This is a genomic window from Acinetobacter sp. ANC 4218 (genome assembly GCF_002135245.1).
Taxonomy (GTDB): Bacteria; Pseudomonadota; Gammaproteobacteria; order Pseudomonadales; family Moraxellaceae; genus Acinetobacter.
Map to the genome: position 1 here is coordinate 105,326 of NZ_NEGD01000003.1, position 17,570 is coordinate 122,895.

The window sequence follows — 17,570 nt, forward strand, 5'->3', positions numbered from 1 at the left end:
CGAAAAAAAGTTTTGATAAAGAAAAAGTTACTACTCTTTTTTTGATGAAATTCTTTGCAATAAAGAGCAGTAATCTATTTAAATTGGAGCAATAAAAATTATCTGGTTTCGAGCAAATTCACCTGATCCACCTGTACGTCACTCATAATTTCACCTTGAGCAAGGAGCTGGTTAAAATAGTCTTCCACCACATTAAACTGCTCAGCCGTACTTTCAACCTTGTACATATTCTGGCGGAATTCATTGCTTGAACGTAAACCTTTGGTATACCAGGCAATATGTTTACGCGAAATACGGCAACCTGAGTATTCACCATAAAAATCATACAGTTCAGATAAATGTCCCAATAACACATCTTTCACTTCAGCAATACTGGGTGCAGCCAGCTGTTCACCTGTTTTTAAATAATGTGCTATTTCACGGAAAATCCAGGGACGACCTTGTGCTGCACGTCCAATCATCACAGCATCCGCACCCGTATAATCAAGCACATATTTGGCTTTTTCAGGGCTATCGATATCGCCATTGGCAATGACTGGAATATTCAGCATTTCTTTAACTTCTTTAATCAAAGAATAACGTGCTGTATTCAAGTACATATCTTCACGGGTACGGCCATGCAGTGCCAATGCAGCAATCCCGGCTTCTTCAGCACGCTTGGCAACCCGCAGGATATTTTCATGCCCATTTAGATATCCTAAACGGGTTTTTAAAGTCACAGGAACATCTACTGCCGCAACCACCGTATCTAAAATTCGTGCCACGAGATCTTCATCTTTTAATAATGCAGAACCTGCTAATTTATTACAGACTTTTTTGGCCGGGCATCCCATATTGATATCGACAATTTGTGCACCATTCGCCACCTGATAGCGTGCCGCTTCTGCCAGCTCGCCGGGTTCAGAACCGGCAATCTGCGCAGAGATAGGCGCCAGTTCGCCGTCAAAATTGGCACGGTACAGACTTTTCTTGCTCATGCGTAAGGTCTGGTCCGAAGTCATCATTTCACTGACGGCATGACCTGCACCAAAATATTTACACAACGTCCGGAAGGGACGATCCGTAACACCTGCCATGGGAGCAACAATTAAATTATTTGACAGTTGATATGGACCAATATACATATAAATTCATCACTTTTTCGACCGGCATAGTATACTGCATCTGCTGTATGGGCTCATCCTTTTGGAACATGTTTTCATCATTATGAAAAAAACTCTTTTTACTTCATCTCGGTTTAAATCTTTGAGTATTCTGGCTTTGTCTCTTAGCTTAGTGGCATGTGGGGATAACTCGTGGTGGTCAAAAAACAATGAACCCACCTTAGAAGAAGATCAAGTCAAACGTCTTATCCCACCACGTGTTAATGACAGTAGTTCTTGGGCCAAAGACATTTACGACATTACCGATCAGCTCGGTATTCCTCAAACCAAAGAAAATATTTGCAGTATTGTGGCTGTGGTGGATCAGGAATCCAACTTCGTTGCTGACCCGCAAGTTCCTGGTTTAGGTGAAAAAGCAGTGAAGGAAGTTCAAGATCGTCTGGATGAAAAATTTAAAGATAAATTGGGCGATACTCTGGGCGGAACCATGGCCGGTTATTTTGAGCAGGTTCTGAAAAATCAGCCCACCCCTGAAAATAATTATTTAAGTCAAATGCGTCGTGTCAAAACAGAGCGTGAATTAGATGAACTCTATCGTGAAATTTTTGACTATATGTCAAAACATTATCATGTCAGCACCTTAACTGGTGCAGCCAAACTGGTCGGTCAAGACATGGGCGAAAAATTAAATCCGATTACCACTTTAGGTTCCATGCAGGTTCATATTGGCTATGCCAAAGAACACAAACGTCAAGGTGGCAACATGGCCGAATTACGTACTGACTTATATAGTCAATATGGTGGCTTGTATTACGGTATCCACCGTTTGATGATGTACCCTGCCGATTATGATAAAGCGATTTATCGTTTTGCAGATTATAACTCTGGCATGTATTCAAGTCGCAACGCAGCTTTTCAAAGCATGCTCAATGACTTGACGGCAACAGAACTTGACCTTGATGGTGATTTGTTGCTTTACACTAAAGATGGCTCAGTCCGTTCAGCAGCCAGTCAGTCCGAACGTGAACTGATTAGTGTATTTGCAGCCAACAATATTCTGGTAACACCACGACAGATTCGTTCTGACTTAAAAAAAGAAAAAGAGAAAAGTTTCGAAGATACGGCAACTTATCGTGCGGTAACCAAGCTCTACCAAGAGAAAACAGGCAAAGAGCCAATTTATGCTATTATGCCTGAAGTGGTCATTTCAGGTCCTAAACTGAGTCGTGATTATAATACCAACTGGTTTGCAACGCGCGTAAACGGAAGATATCAATCATGTATGCAACGAGCAAAAAGAATAAAAATTTAGCGCTCTTTGATTTTGATGGAACCCTGTGTAAAAAGGATAGTTTCACGGGGTTTATCTTTTACGCCTTATCTAAACGTCATATTGTCAAACAAGGCATAAAAATTCTGCCCTGGATTCAAGCGTATTATTTGAATGTCTATTCTGCACCAGCCATGCGTTCCAAATTGTTTCGTGCCATGTTTAGTAATGCCAATGCTTTAGAACTGCAACAAATGGCACAGGAATATGCAGCAAATTTAATGAATCAATTAAATCAGCCTTTACTTAACCAGCTTAAACAGCATCAAGCCTTAGGCGATGATGTTGTATTGGTTTCGGCATCGGTCGATGTCTATCTCAAGCCTGTCTGTGAGTTATTAAATATTGATTTAATTTGTACCCATACTGAACAAGTCAATAATATCTATACGGGACAATACACCACACCCGATTGCAGTTCGGAACAGAAAAGACAACGAATTTTAGAAAAATATCATTTAGCTGATTATGCTGTAATTTATGCCTATGGTAATAGTCATGAAGATAAGGAAATGCTTGCGATGGCCCATTATGCTTACATGGTGGGTATCAATGAGACTATTCCTGCATTGCCAAAAAAGATACAACAAATCGCCATTTAAGAGCTGCAAAATTATTCAAAGGTATAGATATCCGTTTTGGCGAAAATTCATTTGTTCTATTGTCCTTATTTTATTATTAAGCAAGTCGTAAAAGCTGGACTCAACAGGAAATTTGTCAGGTCATGACTATGGCAAATAATGGAAATTACATGAAATTAACAAAAACACTTAAAGCTTATATACATCAGTAAAAAGCCACTTGAATAGAAGTGGCTTTTTATGAATACAAGATTATTTCTTAAACGGGAACGCATATTTAACAATACGTTTAAGCACACTGCCATACTGTTTAACCAAGCTGGCATTATTGTAATTTAAACCATATTTTTCACAAACTGCCTGAACTTTAGGCGCCATTTTACGATAACGGCGCGCCGGAATATCCGGATATAAGTGATGCTCGATTTGATGACTTAAGTGGCCGGTCAAAATATGGAATGCTTCTGAACCTGTCAAGTTTGATGAACCACGAATCTGGCGCATATACCAATGACCACGACTTTCATTTTCCAGTACCGATTTCGGGAACACTTCCACATCTTTAGTAAAATGACCACAGAAAATAATACTGAATGTCCAGATATTACGGATACCATTTGCCACCAGGTTACCTGTAAATACAGGTAACGCTGCTGGACCGGCAATCAACGGGAAGAATACATAATCTTTAAACAATTGCTTGCCGATTTTCTTCTGCATCGGTTGCCATTCTTTCTTGGCCTGCTCCTTAGATTTACGTCCTTTCCAAACCTTACCAATTTCAAGATTCTGGATGGCTACGCCCCACTGGAACAGCAGGCAAAATGGAATGCTATAAATTGGCTGCAATAAATAACCCGGCTTCCAGCGCTGCTCAGGAAACAGACGAAGTAAACCATAACCGATATCATCATCCATCCCTTTAATATTGGTATAGGTATGGTGCTTATAGTTATGGGTTTGGCGCCAGTTATCTGCTGTCCCGACAATATCCCACTCAAACGTTGGACCATAGAATTTAGGATCATTCATCCAGTCATATTGACCATGCATGACATTATGCCCCAGTTCCATATTTTCCATGATTTTGGCAAAGCCCAGTAAACCGGTACCTAATACCCATGCTGGCGGGAACCAGCCTGCAAATAAACAGGCACGTCCAGCAATGGAAGCATAACGGATGGTTGAATAAACTCGGCGGATATATTTCGCATCCTTTTCTCCGATATCATCAAGCACTTCTTGTTTAATCGCATCCAGTTCACGAGCCAAATCATCTAATTGAGATTGTGTGAGCTCACCATTTTTCGGATTTTTAAAATATTCTATTTTAACAGGCATATTCATGATATTTATCTCACTTATAAATCAATGACAAGGTCAGACTGTGCTGAATTGACACAGATTTTTAATAAATTACCAGGTTCGGAATTTTGACTACCATTCACTAGATCTTTAGTTGAACCTTCAACTTTATTACACACACATTTATGACAAATGCCCATGCGACAACCATGAGTAGGTTTAATATTTTGTTGTTCCAGACTGCTCAGAATAGACTGACCTTTAGGGATGACCAGTACTTTATTGGATTTCAGCAAAGTAATATTCACAAAGCCAATATCCAAATTTTCAACAGGTGTCATGCTAAAAGCTTCACTTTTGAAACTCTGTGCATTTGCAAACAGCTGTTCCGCCTTTGCAACAAATCCGGATGGACCGCAAGCATACACCAGACTATTTTCAATATTATTCACCAAAGCCAGGTGTTCTTGGTTTAAACGTTTGCCCTCATCTTCTTCCTGGGTATAAAAAACCTGAAAAGAAAAATTCGGATATTGTTCAGCCAGTTGTTCAAAACGTGCTTTAAAAGCAACATCAGCATATTGCTTAACCCAATACAACAACTGGATCGGTGCTTCAGTCATGCGATCTGTTTTAGAGAGTGCTTTGAGTAAACTTAGCATTGGGGTAATACCACTACCCGCCGCAAGCAATATCATCGGTTGAGCCTGTTCTGGTAACAGCATGTCCCCATATGGCTGACCAAACTCAAGAATATCGCCAACTTGAGCATGTTCAACCAGCCAGGAACTGACTTTGCCCTGATCAACTTTTTTAACTGTTAATAAGACATGTTGAGTATCAAGCTGCGTCAGACTATAGCTACGTTCATAGCGAACACCGTTCACTTCCACAAAAACCGGATAGTGCTGCCCTGCTTGCCCCATTTTAAAATGACGGTTCACCTGAATGGTTAAACTCATCATATTTTGCGCAGAATTTTCTTTTTGGACAATTTTACCTAAGGCCTGATTGACTGACCAAAGGGGATTGATTTTTTGCAACCAGAAATCAGCTGCGTACTGGTCAATAACGCTTTCAGCCAATGAACTTAGGGGAGATTTTTTCATTTTTTCTACAACATGCATAGTCAGTACCACGCGATCGATTTTTAATTATTATACACATGTATATATACTTGTATATATATTTGTATTGTTTCTATTCATTTCCCAAGTTGCAATGCAACCGTTATAATGTTTTCGTATCTCTAATCCCTTGAAAAATATGAACCCGTCTTCAATCAAAAAAAATATTGATGCTCCTGTTGATAAACAGAATGTTGTTCATGAACCGGTGACCGTCCGTACTGTAGGACGAAAAGCAACCATCACCAAAGAAGAGCTGTTTCAAGCTGCATTGAACTTAATTGGACCGCAAAAAAGCATCTCTTCCTTGAGCCTACGTGAAGTTGCGCGTGAAGCCGGCATTGCGCCCAACAGTTTTTATCGGCATTTCAGAGATATAGATGAACTTGCGATTGAGCTGATTGATCGTGCCGGGATTGTATTGCGTCAAATTTTGCACCAAGCGCGCTTAAAGGCCTCCAAGCAAAACAGCATTATTCGCAGTTCAGTCGAAGTTTTTATTGAACAGTTAGATGCAGATGAAGGCAATTTAAGTTTATTGCTGCGTGAAGCCTATACTGGCTCCGCTTCCTATAAATTAGCGGTTGAACGCCAGTTAAATTATTTCCAGCAAGAATTACAGGAAGATCTCATTCGCCTGGAACGCCTCAATAACAACAGGCTTTCTCACCCCGATATCGCCGCAAAAGCCATTACCCAGCTGGTATTTAATATGGGTGCAACAGTGATTGATATCTCTGCGAAGGAACGTAAGGAAATTGCCGAACAAACCATGATCATGATTCGGATGATTCTAGAAGGTGCACGCCATCTGGATGAAGCGAAAATCCGGTAATTTATAATTTTATTGTTCGTGAAGAATACACATATTGATTCTTCACTATGCATTCAATATTTTGCTGTGCTGAAATAATTTTTTTCACAGATTGGGATATGCTTTCAGGTTGCTCTAAAGGAAACATATACCCGCCTTCAACCACACTAAATTGAATTCCATAGATTTTTTTCATTCCTTGCGGCAAGCCCTGTTTATAAAAGTGACTCTGTTCTGCCGTAATTAAATGTACAGGCATTTGCGGTACTTGACGTGGTGTACGCCACCACCAGGCTGGAACGGTTCTGAAAATTTCTGCTTCAATGGCTTTAGGAATAGTTAAGGTCACGCCTCCTCTGCTTTGATCTTCTGTAATAGCATGAGCAAAATAATCATCGAAACACTGCTGATCAAAATTTTTGAACAGCCGGTTATTGCGTAAAGATATATACGCTTCATCAAAACTGGGCCAATGATCTTTGCGTTTAAGCGTAATCGCTGCAGGCGTGATTTTATCAACGGCTTTTAACCTGAGCTTTTGCAAGCCTTCAAAAATAGCTGACTTGCTGCCGATCACAAAAGGTGGATCCATAATCACCAGTTGTGAGAACAGATCAGGGCGTTTATAGGCCGCCATTAAAGTGAGCAAAGAACCAAATGAGTGACCCAAGCCAATCACCTGCTGGTTTGGAAACTGCTGTTCAATGTCGGCAATCACCTGATCCACCAGATGTGTCCATGTATAAGTGACGGGATATTCAGGACTCATTCCAATCACTGGAATAGCTTTAATATCAAATTCTTCTTCAAAAGAGCGAAAAAACTTCTGATAACTAGCCGAAAGAATACCATTGGCATGAGTAAAATGAATCGCATTTTTTCTGAATAATTCATCTGCCATACAAGCTACTCTTGTTAAAATTGTTCCCGTAATAGTGCAATAGCTTAAGCAAAAGCAGGCCTGGATGAAATCACTAAATGCTTAACTCCCTGACTTGCAAGTCAGATGGCTTAATTACAGAATTCTGTGCAACAAATGATTTGGCTACTGCGGTTTATTTTCGCGAAACCACCAGAAACTGACTGCCTAAAAAAGTTGCTCCACAAGTTGTCTTATCACCTGCAATCACCACCCCACGTCCTTTCACAGTAGTTGACTGTTCAGCAGCAATCGCGGACACAACAGTTTGGCATTTAGGACAATAATGCTTCATGCCATGCAAATGCACAGCCACTCCATTTATGATAAAAGAAGAATCGCATTCCGAAACTATACCGCCATGCGAGGTGGTAGAACCGAGGGTTATTAAAGGCTGAGCCATTGTTATTCTTCTTGTACTTTCTTTATAAAAATTATTTTCTTATTTTAGCATGAGTTAAATTTTAATCTAGATGAGTCAGAACTCCTTCATCTTAAACATAAAAAGCACCCGTAGGTGCTTTTTGTTTCAATTCCAAATTATGGTTTAACCACAACCATCACCTGAATCGCTTCCGGTGTAACAGATAAGCCATCCAACAAGCTCAAGCCTTCTTTCTGGAATTTCTGTAAGCGTGAAATTTCATCTTCACGGATACTTGGGTTGAATTGCTTCAGGTAAGTTAAACGGTCAATTTCATATTGCCATTTATTGCCATAAACTTCTTTTGCCTGCTGCTTGAAGTTTGGCAATGCAGATTTGGCAATCTCCAAGGCTTGTGCATAACGCTGCTCAATCACTTCACGGCGTGCTTTCACCACTTGACGGCAGCTATTGCCATCTAAATGATGTAAATAAGGTTTCAGGATTTCCGGAGCAATCTTTTCAGACAGGTCCTGACCTTTTTCACTAAGCAATACACGAATCAACTGTTGTGGCAAGCTGGATGGCAGGTTCAATGCCTTCGGTGCAACCACATCCACCTTGAACCAGACTTCAATCAATACCGAACCCTGTGGCAAGGCTGCTGATTTTAATACTGCAACGTTGGTGCTACCAAAAGATTGAGTATTGATCATTTCCATCACACTTTCAGTGAATGGATGCTCAAGGGTTAAATACTGTGCATCTTCACGAACCTGCGCCTGATCACGATAGAAGGTCGCAGTCATGCCTTCTTCATCTAAAGACAAGCCTTGTACCTGCATTTGATCGGTCGGCTTGATGATCACCGTACCGTTACTTTGCTCATCAAAATCGATATTGGTCGACGCCATAAAGCGTTTCATAAACATCGGCAAAGTGGTGTTGTCGTCATAATCTTCAAGCGCCTGCACAATTTCCTGCGCCACAATTGGACGGCAAGAGTTGTATTCCAGCAGACGGTCACGGCCTTCCTGTAATTCTGCTTCCAGCGCTTCACGCTGAACACTGACTTCTTCCAGCAAATCTTCAAACTGCTGGCCTAGGTCTGCCAATAAACAGTCTTTTAACTTCACGATGAAGTTTTCTTGCAAGGTTTGTGCAGTCGGGGAAATATTGCTGAAAATATTTAAACCTTCGTTGTACCAGCGGAACATACGTTCCTGTGCAGTGCCCACTAAATAAGGCACATGAATCTGAATCCGGTTTTCCTGACCAATACGGTCCAGACGACCAATACGCTGTTCAAGCACATCCGGGTTCGCAGGCAAATCAAATAAGACTAGGTCAGAGGCAAACTGGAAGTTACGACCTTCAGAACCAATTTCAGAACACAATAGAATTTGTGCTCCATAAGACTCTTCAGCGAAATAAGCTGCTGCCTGGTCACGCTCAAGCAGGCTCATGCCTTCATGGAACATGGCAGTACGGATACCAGCATGTAAACGGAGCACATTTTCCAGTGCTTCCACTACAGGACCACTACGCGCAATCAGCAAGACTTTTTTGTGTTTAAGATCAGTACGCAGCTTTTCCATCAGCCACATCACGCGTGGATCATGTTCCATCCATGCGCCATCCAGCTGTGCTTCTTCCGGCCACATCTGTTCACGTAGCTTACCATCTTTTGACCAGTTTGCAGGTGCTGGTAAAGGTGCCGGTTGACAGTCACGACCCGGGAAACCCTGAATCGCTTCACGGGTATTACGGAATAAGATACGACCGGTACCATGACGGTCTAACAATTCATGAATAGCACGGAAACGCTGTTCCGGCTCATCCTGAATGCTATGACCCAACAAACCTTCAATCGCTTTTAAATGCCCTTCTTCCAAAGGCAGGTCTGACATCAGCACTTCAGCAATTTTTGCAGTCTGATGATACTGCTCTTCTTCATCAAGGAAGCGATCAAGTGAACTGAAACGTTGCGGATCGAGCAAACGTAAACGGGCAAAATGGCTTTCTACACCCAGCTGTTCTGGAGTAGCCGTGAGCAGTAACACACCCGGGGTTTTTTCCGCCAGTTCTTCAACCAGGTCATAACGGTCATTACCGCCTTCTTCTTCACTCCACATCAGGTGATGTGCTTCATCCACCACCAGCAGATCAAAACCAGCTTCTAAAGCCTGTTCACGTAAATCTTCGTGATCCACCATCAAATCAACAGAAGCAATGATGCGCTGCTCGGTCAGGAATGGGTTTAGATCAGGATCATGTTCCTTGATGGATGCAGTACGAGTCAAATCGAACAGTGAAAATTCCAGATTAAAACGGCGGCGCATTTCAATCATCCACTGATATTGCAGTGAATCTGGCACCAGAATGAGGATACGTTCAGAACGCGATGTTTTGAGTTGCTGATGAATAATCAGGCCCGCTTCAATGGTTTTACCCAAACCAACTTCGTCAGCAAGTAAGACACGCGGCGCAAAACGCTGTCCCACTTCATGGGCAATATAAAGCTGGTGCGGAATCAGGCCTACACGCGCACCGACCATGCCGCGCAGAGGACTGTTCTTCATATTGGCTTGCATCAGTAAAGCTTCAATACGCAGGTCATACCATTCTTTATAGTCAACCTGACTGGCCAGCAAACGGTCGAGCGGTTTAGACAGCTGGATGGTCGCACCGATACGGGTTTCGTTGAGTGACTTACGTTCTTCTGAGCCATCTTCCAGATTGCGCACGACATTATAGCGCACCACACCATGACGGTCTTCTAGAGACTCAACCGTCCATTGGGTACCTTCCTGATCTTGCAGTTCATCCTTCACATTGAACACAATACGTGATAAAGGTGCATTGTTACGTGCATAGACACGTGTTTCATCACTTTTTGGGAATAAGATGCTAACCGATCTTTCATCTACGTCTATAAGAACCCCTAAACCGAGTTCTGTTTCCGTGTCTGATAACCAACGCTGACCAATAGCAAACTGATGCAATTTTTCCACCTTTATCTAAAAATGAGGACACTAATTTCAAGCCCAAAATCTGCTTGGTATTTGAGCAAAAAACCAGGTCTTTAAGCAATATATTTTGACATAAAGCCCACTAAAAAGTGCGCAAAATCTATGAGGATTAAAAAGTTTTTACTTTAAAAAGGAACTGGAGCATAAAACTCCATCAGCTGTTCTGTTTGCGGATGATAAAAACTTAAGTTTTCAGCATGCAGGCACAGACGCGGCATCATCAGTTGCTGCTCAGGAGTCGCATATAAAGTATCACCAATAATGGGATGACCCAGATATTGCATATGCACGCGTAGCTGATGGGAACGGCCGGTAATCGGGCTAAGTTTGACCCGCGTCACCGCCTGTCCCTGAATTTCAAAATGTTCAATAGCCTGCCAATGGGTCAGTGCAGGCTTGTTATGATGGGGATCGGCAATATGTAAAGGTGGATGTTCAGGATCATAAACGACAGGTACGTCAACCGTGCCTTCCCCTTCAAGATGCCCTGCTACAAGCGCCTGATAGGTTTTGTCGGTTTGACGTTCCTGAAACTGGCGGGAAATGGTTTTTTGCCCCCATCTGCTCAGGCCAAACACCAGAATGCCTGAAGTATCACGATCCAGGCGGTGAATCAGTAGTGTTTTGGGTTCTATTTCTAATAATCGGTTGATCACGCAATCTTGTAAATCTTCGGTTTTGCCGGGAACGGTGAGTACACCTGCAGGCTTATGGATGACCATAAAATCTTCATCACGATGTATCAGATGTTCGGTTAGAAAATTACTCAATGTTCAATCCCAGGCTGATCGCGCAAACAAGGCGGCAATGATAGAAAGCTTGGCGCAGAATTACAATGCACAATATTCGAATTGGTGACGGATTTTCCGATTTTGCTCAAAAATTATTTCAATCCCGTGTTATCAACGTGCTGATTGCAATACAAAGCTGACCAGCGCATGTAGTGAATTGTGTTTTAGGACATCTTCATAAGTAATGTTTGCCCCATGCGCTCGCCAAATCCCCACTAAAGTGACAATAGCAACAGAATCCAAACCGTACTGTTTCAGATCAAGATCAGGATCAATTTCCAGAGCATCCATGTTCAGTTGCTCTGCAACCGCAAGCATAATTCCCTTGGGGGAAAGCACATAATTGGATGGCGCACTTAAATCCCATAATCTAGTCAAACTATAGCTATTCATATGATGCAAGCCGTGTATCGAAATGTTATCAATCCATTGAATATGCTGGTCTTGATTCGACAATAAAATCGCATCGTCCACTACACAGATTTGCTCGGTGACACTTTGTAGATGCGGCAATATTTGCTTGAGCATCGGCGTGACCTGCCCGGCAAAAATCAGTTGTGGATGCGATGATGCATATTCACCGAGTTGCTGCATGCCCTGCATCAGGTCATCACCATACAAATCAACAATCGGAATATCTAAAGCTTTGGCTTTATTAGTGATCTGAACAAGATGGGTCATGAGGTCGCTGTCTTGTATGCCTGCCATCATCCTTAGGTTGTGCAATCCCACCAACACTAAAACCGATTCAGTTGCTGAAAGCTGCCATTTGGCTTGGGAGGGGGTGAGTTGGATCTTTTTGGGTAATGGATAAAACATTAAGCCTCAACCTGCGCTAAAAACTTCTCAATCGCTACCTGTGCAATCTCCGCATCTTCAAACGACTTCACGCCTGATACGCCCATCGCACCGACCAACTGCCCTTCATACATAATCGGCTCGCCACCTTCCAGCATTCCTGAAAATGATTCCATGGTCAGAAAACCCATTTGTCCATTTTTTATAATATCCTCAAACAATTTGGATGGACGACGGCTCATTGCCGAGCATTTGGCTTTTTCAATTGCTAAATTAGCAGTCATCGGCGCGGCCCCATCCATACGCTTCATCGCTAACAAATTTCCGGTTTCATCTACAACGGCGATACTGACATTAAAACTATGTTGAAGTGCATATTCATAAGCTGAATTTAGTAAAAATTCCGCATCGCTTAAAGTCAAATAATGTTTGGTTTTCATATTCGCTCTCAAAAATTCTTTATAAAAAAGCCCGCTATAAAACGGGCTTCATTTACATGCTCAAAATTAAGCGGATGCTTTCATTTCTGCAAAGGTTTCTTTTGCAGCTTGAATAGTAAATTCAATATCTTCATCACTGTGTGCTGCTGAAATAAAGCCCGCTTCAAATGCAGAAGGTGCAAAATTCACCCCACGCTGCAACATGCCATGGAAGAATTTACGGAAGGCATCCACATCACATTTCAACATGGAATCAAAACTGGTGATGTCTTCTTGATCGGTAAAGTACAAACCGAACATCCCGCCCACTTGTTGAGTCTTGAATGGTACTCCTGCTTCATCCGCAGCCGCTTGTAAACCGGCAAGCAATTTTTCGAGTTGCGCAGTTAATTTTTCATAAAAACCTTCGGTACGTAAATGCTTGAACATTTCAATACCAGCACGCATCGCAAGTGGATTACCTGACAATGTCCCCGCTTGATACACTTTACCGAGTGGCGCAATACACTCCATCACTTCACGTTTACCACCGAAAGCACCCACAGGTAAACCTGCACCAATAATTTTACCCAAAGTGGTCAAATCAGGAGTCACGCCATAGTGCGCCTGCGCACCGCCCAAACCGACACGGAAGCCAGTCATGACTTCATCAATGATAAAGACTGAACCATGTTCGTCACATACATCACGAATCGCCTGAAGGAAACCATCAATCGGTTTCACCAGATTCATGTTGCCTGCAACCGGTTCAACAATTACACCCGCAATTTCATGACCAAATTTGGCAAAGCATTCTTTCAGGGTTGCAATGTCATTGTACGGCAGCGTTAAGGTATGCTTGGCAAAATCAGCTGGTACACCCGCTGAAGTCGCTTCACCTTCACCGCTAGTCAACATGCCTGAACCCGCTTTAACTAAAAGCGAGTCTGAGTGACCGTGGTAACAGCCTTCAAATTTCACAATCTTGTCACGGCCTGTATAACCACGTGCCAAACGAATCGCTGTCATGGTTGCTTCCGTACCTGAGTTGGTCATCCGAACCAGTTCAATCGATGGCATGATCTCGCAAATAATATCTGCAAGCGTGGTTTCATGTACTGTTGGTGCACCAAAGCTTAAGCCATCAATAGCAGCCTCTTGTACGGCTTTAATGATGTCAGGATGGGCATGGCCTAAAATCATCGGTCCCCATGAACCGACATAGTCCACATAGCGTTTACCATCGACATCGTATAAATAGGCACCCTTGGCTTTTTCAATAAATACAGGCGTACCACCCACCCCATTAAACGCACGTACCGGTGAATTCACCCCACCCGGAATATGTTTGCTGGCTTGTTTAAACAATTGTTCTTGCTTTGGAGATAGGCTCATGAATTTACTCAACTCAAAATTAAATCAATCTAAATCTATATTATTAAAGGTTGTCTTGAAAAAGTGCAGACCACTCATCAAGACGCTCAGGAATGGCATGCATAGGACGACCTAATATATCACTAATCACTGCACAATAATCTGCACCAGATTCCACCACGATCTTTGAATTTTCAACGGTTAACCCGCCAATGGCACAGATCGGCACATTCAATTGTGTTTTAGCCTGTTTCAAGGTTTCCAGACCAATGTTTCCAGCTTCAGGCTTACTCTCAGTCGCATAAATTGCACCAAATGCCACATAATTTGCACCATCGGCAATCGCCTGTTCTGCCAATTCCAGAGAATTGTTACAGCTACGACCAATCAGGACACCTTCTGGCAAACGCGCAACCGCATCGACAATAGAGCCATCATCCTGGCCCAGATGCACACCTACACCGTATTTAACTGCAATTTCAAGATCGTCATTAATCACGAAAGGTACGCGATATTCAGCACACATGGCTTTCATGTACTCAATTTCATAAAATTGATCTTCTTTGGCGACTTTTTTACGACGGTATTGCAATACTGAAATACCACCATTGGCCATTGCACCTTCAAGCTTAGCCAATAAAAGTTCTAAAGGATCATCATTGGTGATCAGATATAAACCGCGCATAACAAACTGCCAAAACTAAAACTGCCTTATTATAGGCATATCAGGGACAAGATTCAGCGGAACTGTCTTAATTCCTTAAAATTACAGCAGATGAATATCAAAAATTAGAAAACTTAAACGGTAGCAACTTTGAGTTAAATAATGTGAAAATACCTATTTTCAGGGATAGATCATCTGAAAATTAAACGATTAAATAAACCACAAAATGACAATAAATAATAATGATAAAAACAAAAACTTGAAGCAATGAAAAGACTTCCTGATCTTTGATTATAAAATGCGCTTGGGGGAAGCGAATGAAGGATTAGGAAGTCGTCTTATTTTTATTTAAATCTTTTATTCCGCTAAAATTGGGTAATATCCTCAACTCTGACAAAGCATTTTTTGTAAATTTTTAATTCCCTATTTTTTAATCTTGATTCAAAAACTTTAGCTTTTATCTAACCTTCGTTAAATAAAACCTTCCTTAAATAAAAAAAGCCTAGAGAAGGTCGCTCTAGGCTTGGAAAACTTTAAAATTAGGACGCTCGAAGTAAGAAATAAATTTATTCAATGCCTGTTCTATTAATAGAATATTCACTCTACCATTGCAAGTCTACATTCCGTAAATTTACAAATATTTTATTTTTAGGTAAATTTTTTAAACACTATTCACATAATATAAGTGATTTTTTAACTAACTGGGAATTTTATCCAGGGAACGATCTTTCAAACTTAAATTCCCACGCAACACATCAGAAAACATGCGCCAATCTGAAATAAAACTATAGAGCGGCTGTTTAAAACTGGCCGGTTTGTTTTTTTCAAAGCAGAAATGACCTGCCCATGCACTAGCATAGCCAAACAATAAACCATAAACCATATACTTTGGCTTTCTTTTTACAATGGCACGACTTAATAGGCAGGCCCCGACACTACTGCCGAATATGTGCAAACGGCGACTCATGATATTACGATGCTCAGTTAGATAAAACCGATAGAATTCATGATAGTTTTGAATCGGCAGCTGAAATTCCGGTTCTGGATGATGTTCAAATTTGAGCTGGATTGTTGTATTCATGGTCATAGTCCTGCCTCTTTTGATTCAAGTTAGCTCATATTTCAGCCAAATTAAAGTATCCACCTTTATCATTTTATTGATCATTTGCAAAGCAACCAGTCAAGAATCCGTTCGTCAAGTCTTACATCAAAAATCATTTTCGCTACAATCATCAGCTTAGAATGAACAATGCTATTTCCGGCGCTATAAAAGAACAGATTTCATAACGCATGTGTAAGCTATAGATAATGTTTGCATTGCTGACATCGCATCAAAAAATTAGGATGAAAAATCATGGTTGAAGTTGAATTAAAATTTCAAATTCCTGAAGCAAGACGTAATGCTTTACTAAAAGCATTGGATCCTAAAAAATCTGAAATTATTCAACTGAAAGCCAAATATTACGACACCTCAGAACGCTTACTCTCACAGCATGGTGTTGCCTTAAGACAACGTCTGGAAGGCACGCGCTGGATTCAAACCTTAAAAGCTGCCGGGAAAAGCCACTTACATCGTTTTGAGCATAATCATGACTTGGGTGAACTGGAACAGACACCACAGCTGGATTTATCTATTTATGAGCAGGATGCTGAAGCACAACACATCCTGAAAAATGCTTTGGGTGAGGCACAAGATCAACTTAAATTACAGTTTGAAACCGATATACAGCGTACCTTTCGCGTCATTCATTTTGAAGAAACTGAGATAGAAGTCAGTCTAGATGTTGGTGAAGTGCGTACCGAAACAGCCCAGAGTGAAGTACATGAAGTTGAATTTGAACTTAAATCAGGTTCTGTCCAATCTCTTCTCGCCTTTAGCTTTGAATGGGTGAAAAAATATCATCTTTGGCTGGACGTACGCAGTAAGGCCGAAATCGGCAATCTTTTGGCCATCCAGCAACCCGTTAGTCCAGCAAAATTAGCCAAGGAATTTCATTTAAGTAAAAAAGACCCCGCCAATAAAAACTTGCGTCTGCTGATTGCCCAGCAGTTACAGCATTTACTGCCAAATATCGCAGCTATTGCTGCAGGTGTTGCCGAGCAAACCCATATTCAGCAGGCACAAATTGCCCTGGATCATTTACATTTGACCCTGTCGTTATTTAAAGACTGGAATGAGGCAGTTTCCGACAAATGGGCGGTGCAGCTGGGTGCATTTAAGCATCAGTTTGATCATTTACAGCATTTGCAGCACATGCAGTCGACTTTAGGCGCATTTTTACAGAATCCCAATACTGCATCAAATTTAGCCAAAGATATTTTGTATGCTAAAGAAAAGTTGGCCAATCTGGTACGTTCCACACAAAACGTACATCATTATCTGGAATTATTGATGTTTGGCCTGGACCATGAGGATAAGCTCCAAGCGCATGACTTAAAATGGTTTGCGCAAAATACCCTGCAAAATCAATATAAACAGCTCCAAGAGCATCTTGCAAATACCGATATTTCCAACTTCGAAAGTCTGGATGAGTTAGCCACTAAAATTCATGAACTGAAATTTAGCTTCCCGATTCTAACCTCGATTTATGATGTCAAAAATTTGCAAAAATACAGCAAAGCCTTGAATGATGCTCAACTTGCAGCCAGTGAATATCAGATTCTGGCCTCTTCTGCCGAATATATTCAGCAAACTGAACTTGAAGCCAGTGACTGGTTTGTGTTGGGCTGGCTGACAGCAAAACAGGAAGTGTATGCACAAAACCTGCTTGAAGCGACAGAACAATTCCTGGTGAGTCGTAAATTTATTAAGTAACAAATAAAGCGACAAAATTAAACCAGTCAAATCAAAGCGTATGGCATGATCTTTTAATGCACACCAATGAGTGGGGCGACATACGCTTGATCTACTTTCTGGCAAAACCCTACTCTTTTTTTGATACTGGCTTA

At 41.4% G+C, this 17,570-nt stretch carries 16 protein-coding genes; 4 read left to right on the forward strand and 12 right to left on the reverse strand.

Going from position 1 to position 17,570, the window contains the following annotated elements:
• Window positions 1–98 precede the first annotated feature (98 nt).
• On the reverse strand, window positions 99–1,124 hold the full coding sequence (dusB, locus tag B9T38_RS03740; RefSeq protein WP_086195521.1) for a tRNA dihydrouridine synthase DusB: 1,026 nt from the start codon (window positions 1,122–1,124) through the stop codon (window positions 99–101).
• Between the two features lie 82 nt (window positions 1,125–1,206).
• Between dusB and B9T38_RS03745 the strand changes: the two genes are divergently transcribed.
• Both B9T38_RS03745 and B9T38_RS03750 read left to right on the forward strand, forming a co-directional pair.
• A complete protein-coding gene (locus B9T38_RS03745; protein ID WP_086195522.1) occupies window positions 1,207–2,415 on the forward strand; it encodes a DUF1615 family protein in 1,209 nt (402 codons plus the stop codon).
• Window positions 2,382–3,035, forward strand: a complete 654-nt coding sequence (locus B9T38_RS03750; protein WP_086195523.1) for an HAD-IB family hydrolase — start codon at window positions 2,382–2,384, stop codon at window positions 3,033–3,035. The genes B9T38_RS03745 and B9T38_RS03750 overlap by 34 nt, the downstream gene beginning before the upstream one ends.
• Window positions 3,036–3,266: 231 nt before the next feature.
• On the opposite strand, the gene B9T38_RS03755 is transcribed toward B9T38_RS03750, so the two are convergent.
• Together B9T38_RS03755 and B9T38_RS03760 are read right to left on the reverse strand one after the other, a co-directional pair.
• Window positions 3,267–4,361 (reverse strand): fatty acid desaturase family protein, encoded by a 1,095-nt coding sequence (locus B9T38_RS03755; RefSeq protein WP_086195524.1) that lies wholly within the window; start codon window positions 4,359–4,361, stop codon window positions 3,267–3,269.
• Window positions 4,362–4,375: 14 nt separating this feature from the next.
• Window positions 4,376–5,446, reverse strand: coding sequence for a ferredoxin reductase (locus B9T38_RS03760; RefSeq protein WP_086195525.1), 1,071 nt, complete (start codon window positions 5,444–5,446; stop codon window positions 4,376–4,378).
• 139 nt (window positions 5,447–5,585) lie between these two features.
• Between B9T38_RS03760 and fabR the strand changes: the two genes are divergently transcribed.
• Window positions 5,586–6,281 carry an HTH-type transcriptional repressor FabR gene (gene fabR, locus B9T38_RS03765; protein ID WP_086195526.1) on the forward strand — a complete coding sequence of 232 codons (696 nt, stop codon included), beginning with the start codon at window positions 5,586–5,588 and terminating at the stop codon, window positions 6,279–6,281.
• A gap of 1 nt (window position 6,282) precedes the next feature.
• Here the strand turns inward: fabR and B9T38_RS03770 are convergent, their stop codons facing one another.
• From B9T38_RS03770 to B9T38_RS03810, 9 genes are all read right to left on the reverse strand, one after another.
• The gene (locus tag B9T38_RS03770; RefSeq protein WP_086195527.1) at window positions 6,283–7,161 is read right to left on the reverse strand and encodes an alpha/beta hydrolase; all 879 of its coding nucleotides are present in this window, start codon (window positions 7,159–7,161) and stop codon (window positions 6,283–6,285) included.
• 154 nt (window positions 7,162–7,315) lie between these two features.
• Complete coding sequence (locus B9T38_RS03775; RefSeq protein WP_086195528.1) at window positions 7,316–7,582, reverse strand: PAAR domain-containing protein; 267 nt, start codon at window positions 7,580–7,582, stop codon at window positions 7,316–7,318.
• A gap of 137 nt (window positions 7,583–7,719) precedes the next feature.
• Window positions 7,720–10,557 (reverse strand): RNA polymerase-associated protein RapA, encoded by a 2,838-nt coding sequence (rapA, locus tag B9T38_RS03780; RefSeq protein ID WP_086195529.1) that lies wholly within the window; start codon window positions 10,555–10,557, stop codon window positions 7,720–7,722.
• A gap of 143 nt (window positions 10,558–10,700) precedes the next feature.
• Entirely contained in the window at window positions 10,701–11,345 is a 645-nt protein-coding gene (locus B9T38_RS03785; RefSeq protein WP_086195530.1) for an RluA family pseudouridine synthase, read from the reverse strand.
• A gap of 132 nt (window positions 11,346–11,477) precedes the next feature.
• Window positions 11,478–12,185 carry a phosphopantetheine-binding protein gene (locus B9T38_RS03790; RefSeq protein ID WP_086195531.1) on the reverse strand — a complete coding sequence of 236 codons (708 nt, stop codon included), beginning with the start codon at window positions 12,183–12,185 and terminating at the stop codon, window positions 11,478–11,480.
• Window positions 12,185–12,604, reverse strand: a complete 420-nt coding sequence (locus B9T38_RS03795) for a GlcG/HbpS family heme-binding protein (RefSeq protein ID WP_086195532.1) — start codon at window positions 12,602–12,604, stop codon at window positions 12,185–12,187. The genes B9T38_RS03790 and B9T38_RS03795 overlap by 1 nt, the downstream gene beginning before the upstream one ends.
• A 66-nt stretch (window positions 12,605–12,670) precedes the next feature.
• The gene (hemL, locus tag B9T38_RS03800; RefSeq protein WP_086195533.1) at window positions 12,671–13,978 is read right to left on the reverse strand and encodes a glutamate-1-semialdehyde 2,1-aminomutase; all 1,308 of its coding nucleotides are present in this window, start codon (window positions 13,976–13,978) and stop codon (window positions 12,671–12,673) included.
• Window positions 13,979–14,021: 43 nt separating this feature from the next.
• On the reverse strand, window positions 14,022–14,642 hold the full coding sequence (thiE, locus tag B9T38_RS03805; protein WP_086195534.1) for a thiamine phosphate synthase: 621 nt from the start codon (window positions 14,640–14,642) through the stop codon (window positions 14,022–14,024).
• A 676-nt stretch (window positions 14,643–15,318) separates the two neighbouring features.
• Window positions 15,319–15,702: an Mpo1-like protein gene (locus tag B9T38_RS03810; RefSeq protein WP_086195535.1), complete on the reverse strand. Its 384-nt coding sequence runs from the start codon at window positions 15,700–15,702 to the stop codon at window positions 15,319–15,321.
• Window positions 15,703–15,975: 273 nt separating this feature from the next.
• Here B9T38_RS03810 and B9T38_RS03815 point away from each other — a divergent pair, with 273 nt between their 5' ends.
• Window positions 15,976–17,436: a CYTH domain-containing protein gene (locus B9T38_RS03815; protein WP_086195536.1), complete on the forward strand. Its 1,461-nt coding sequence runs from the start codon at window positions 15,976–15,978 to the stop codon at window positions 17,434–17,436.
• Window positions 17,437–17,570 lie beyond the last annotated feature (134 nt).

What these genes read in the sequence shown, in the direction of transcription:
- dusB (WP_086195521.1), bottom strand. Translation starts at nt 1,124, where the DNA reads ATGTATATTGGTCCATATCAACTGTCAAATAATTTAATTGTTGCTCCC.
- B9T38_RS03745 (WP_086195522.1), top strand. Translation starts at nt 1,207, where the DNA reads ATGAAAAAAACTCTTTTTACTTCATCTCGGTTTAAATCTTTGAGTATT.
- B9T38_RS03750 (WP_086195523.1), top strand. Translation starts at nt 2,382, where the DNA reads ATGTATGCAACGAGCAAAAAGAATAAAAATTTAGCGCTCTTTGATTTT.
- B9T38_RS03755 (WP_086195524.1), bottom strand. Translation starts at nt 4,361, where the DNA reads ATGAATATGCCTGTTAAAATAGAATATTTTAAAAATCCGAAAAATGGT.
- B9T38_RS03760 (WP_086195525.1), bottom strand. Translation starts at nt 5,446, where the DNA reads ATGCATGTTGTAGAAAAAATGAAAAAATCTCCCCTAAGTTCATTGGCT.
- fabR (WP_086195526.1), top strand. Translation starts at nt 5,586, where the DNA reads ATGAACCCGTCTTCAATCAAAAAAAATATTGATGCTCCTGTTGATAAA.
- B9T38_RS03770 (WP_086195527.1), bottom strand. Translation starts at nt 7,161, where the DNA reads ATGGCAGATGAATTATTCAGAAAAAATGCGATTCATTTTACTCATGCC.
- B9T38_RS03775 (WP_086195528.1), bottom strand. Translation starts at nt 7,582, where the DNA reads ATGGCTCAGCCTTTAATAACCCTCGGTTCTACCACCTCGCATGGCGGT.
- B9T38_RS03790 (WP_086195531.1), bottom strand. Translation starts at nt 12,185, where the DNA reads ATGTTTTATCCATTACCCAAAAAGATCCAACTCACCCCCTCCCAAGCC.
- B9T38_RS03795 (WP_086195532.1), bottom strand. Translation starts at nt 12,604, where the DNA reads ATGAAAACCAAACATTATTTGACTTTAAGCGATGCGGAATTTTTACTA.
- hemL (WP_086195533.1), bottom strand. Translation starts at nt 13,978, where the DNA reads ATGAGCCTATCTCCAAAGCAAGAACAATTGTTTAAACAAGCCAGCAAA.
- thiE (WP_086195534.1), bottom strand. Translation starts at nt 14,642, where the DNA reads ATGCGCGGTTTATATCTGATCACCAATGATGATCCTTTAGAACTTTTA.
- B9T38_RS03810 (WP_086195535.1), bottom strand. Translation starts at nt 15,702, where the DNA reads ATGAATACAACAATCCAGCTCAAATTTGAACATCATCCAGAACCGGAA.
- B9T38_RS03815 (WP_086195536.1), top strand. Translation starts at nt 15,976, where the DNA reads ATGGTTGAAGTTGAATTAAAATTTCAAATTCCTGAAGCAAGACGTAAT.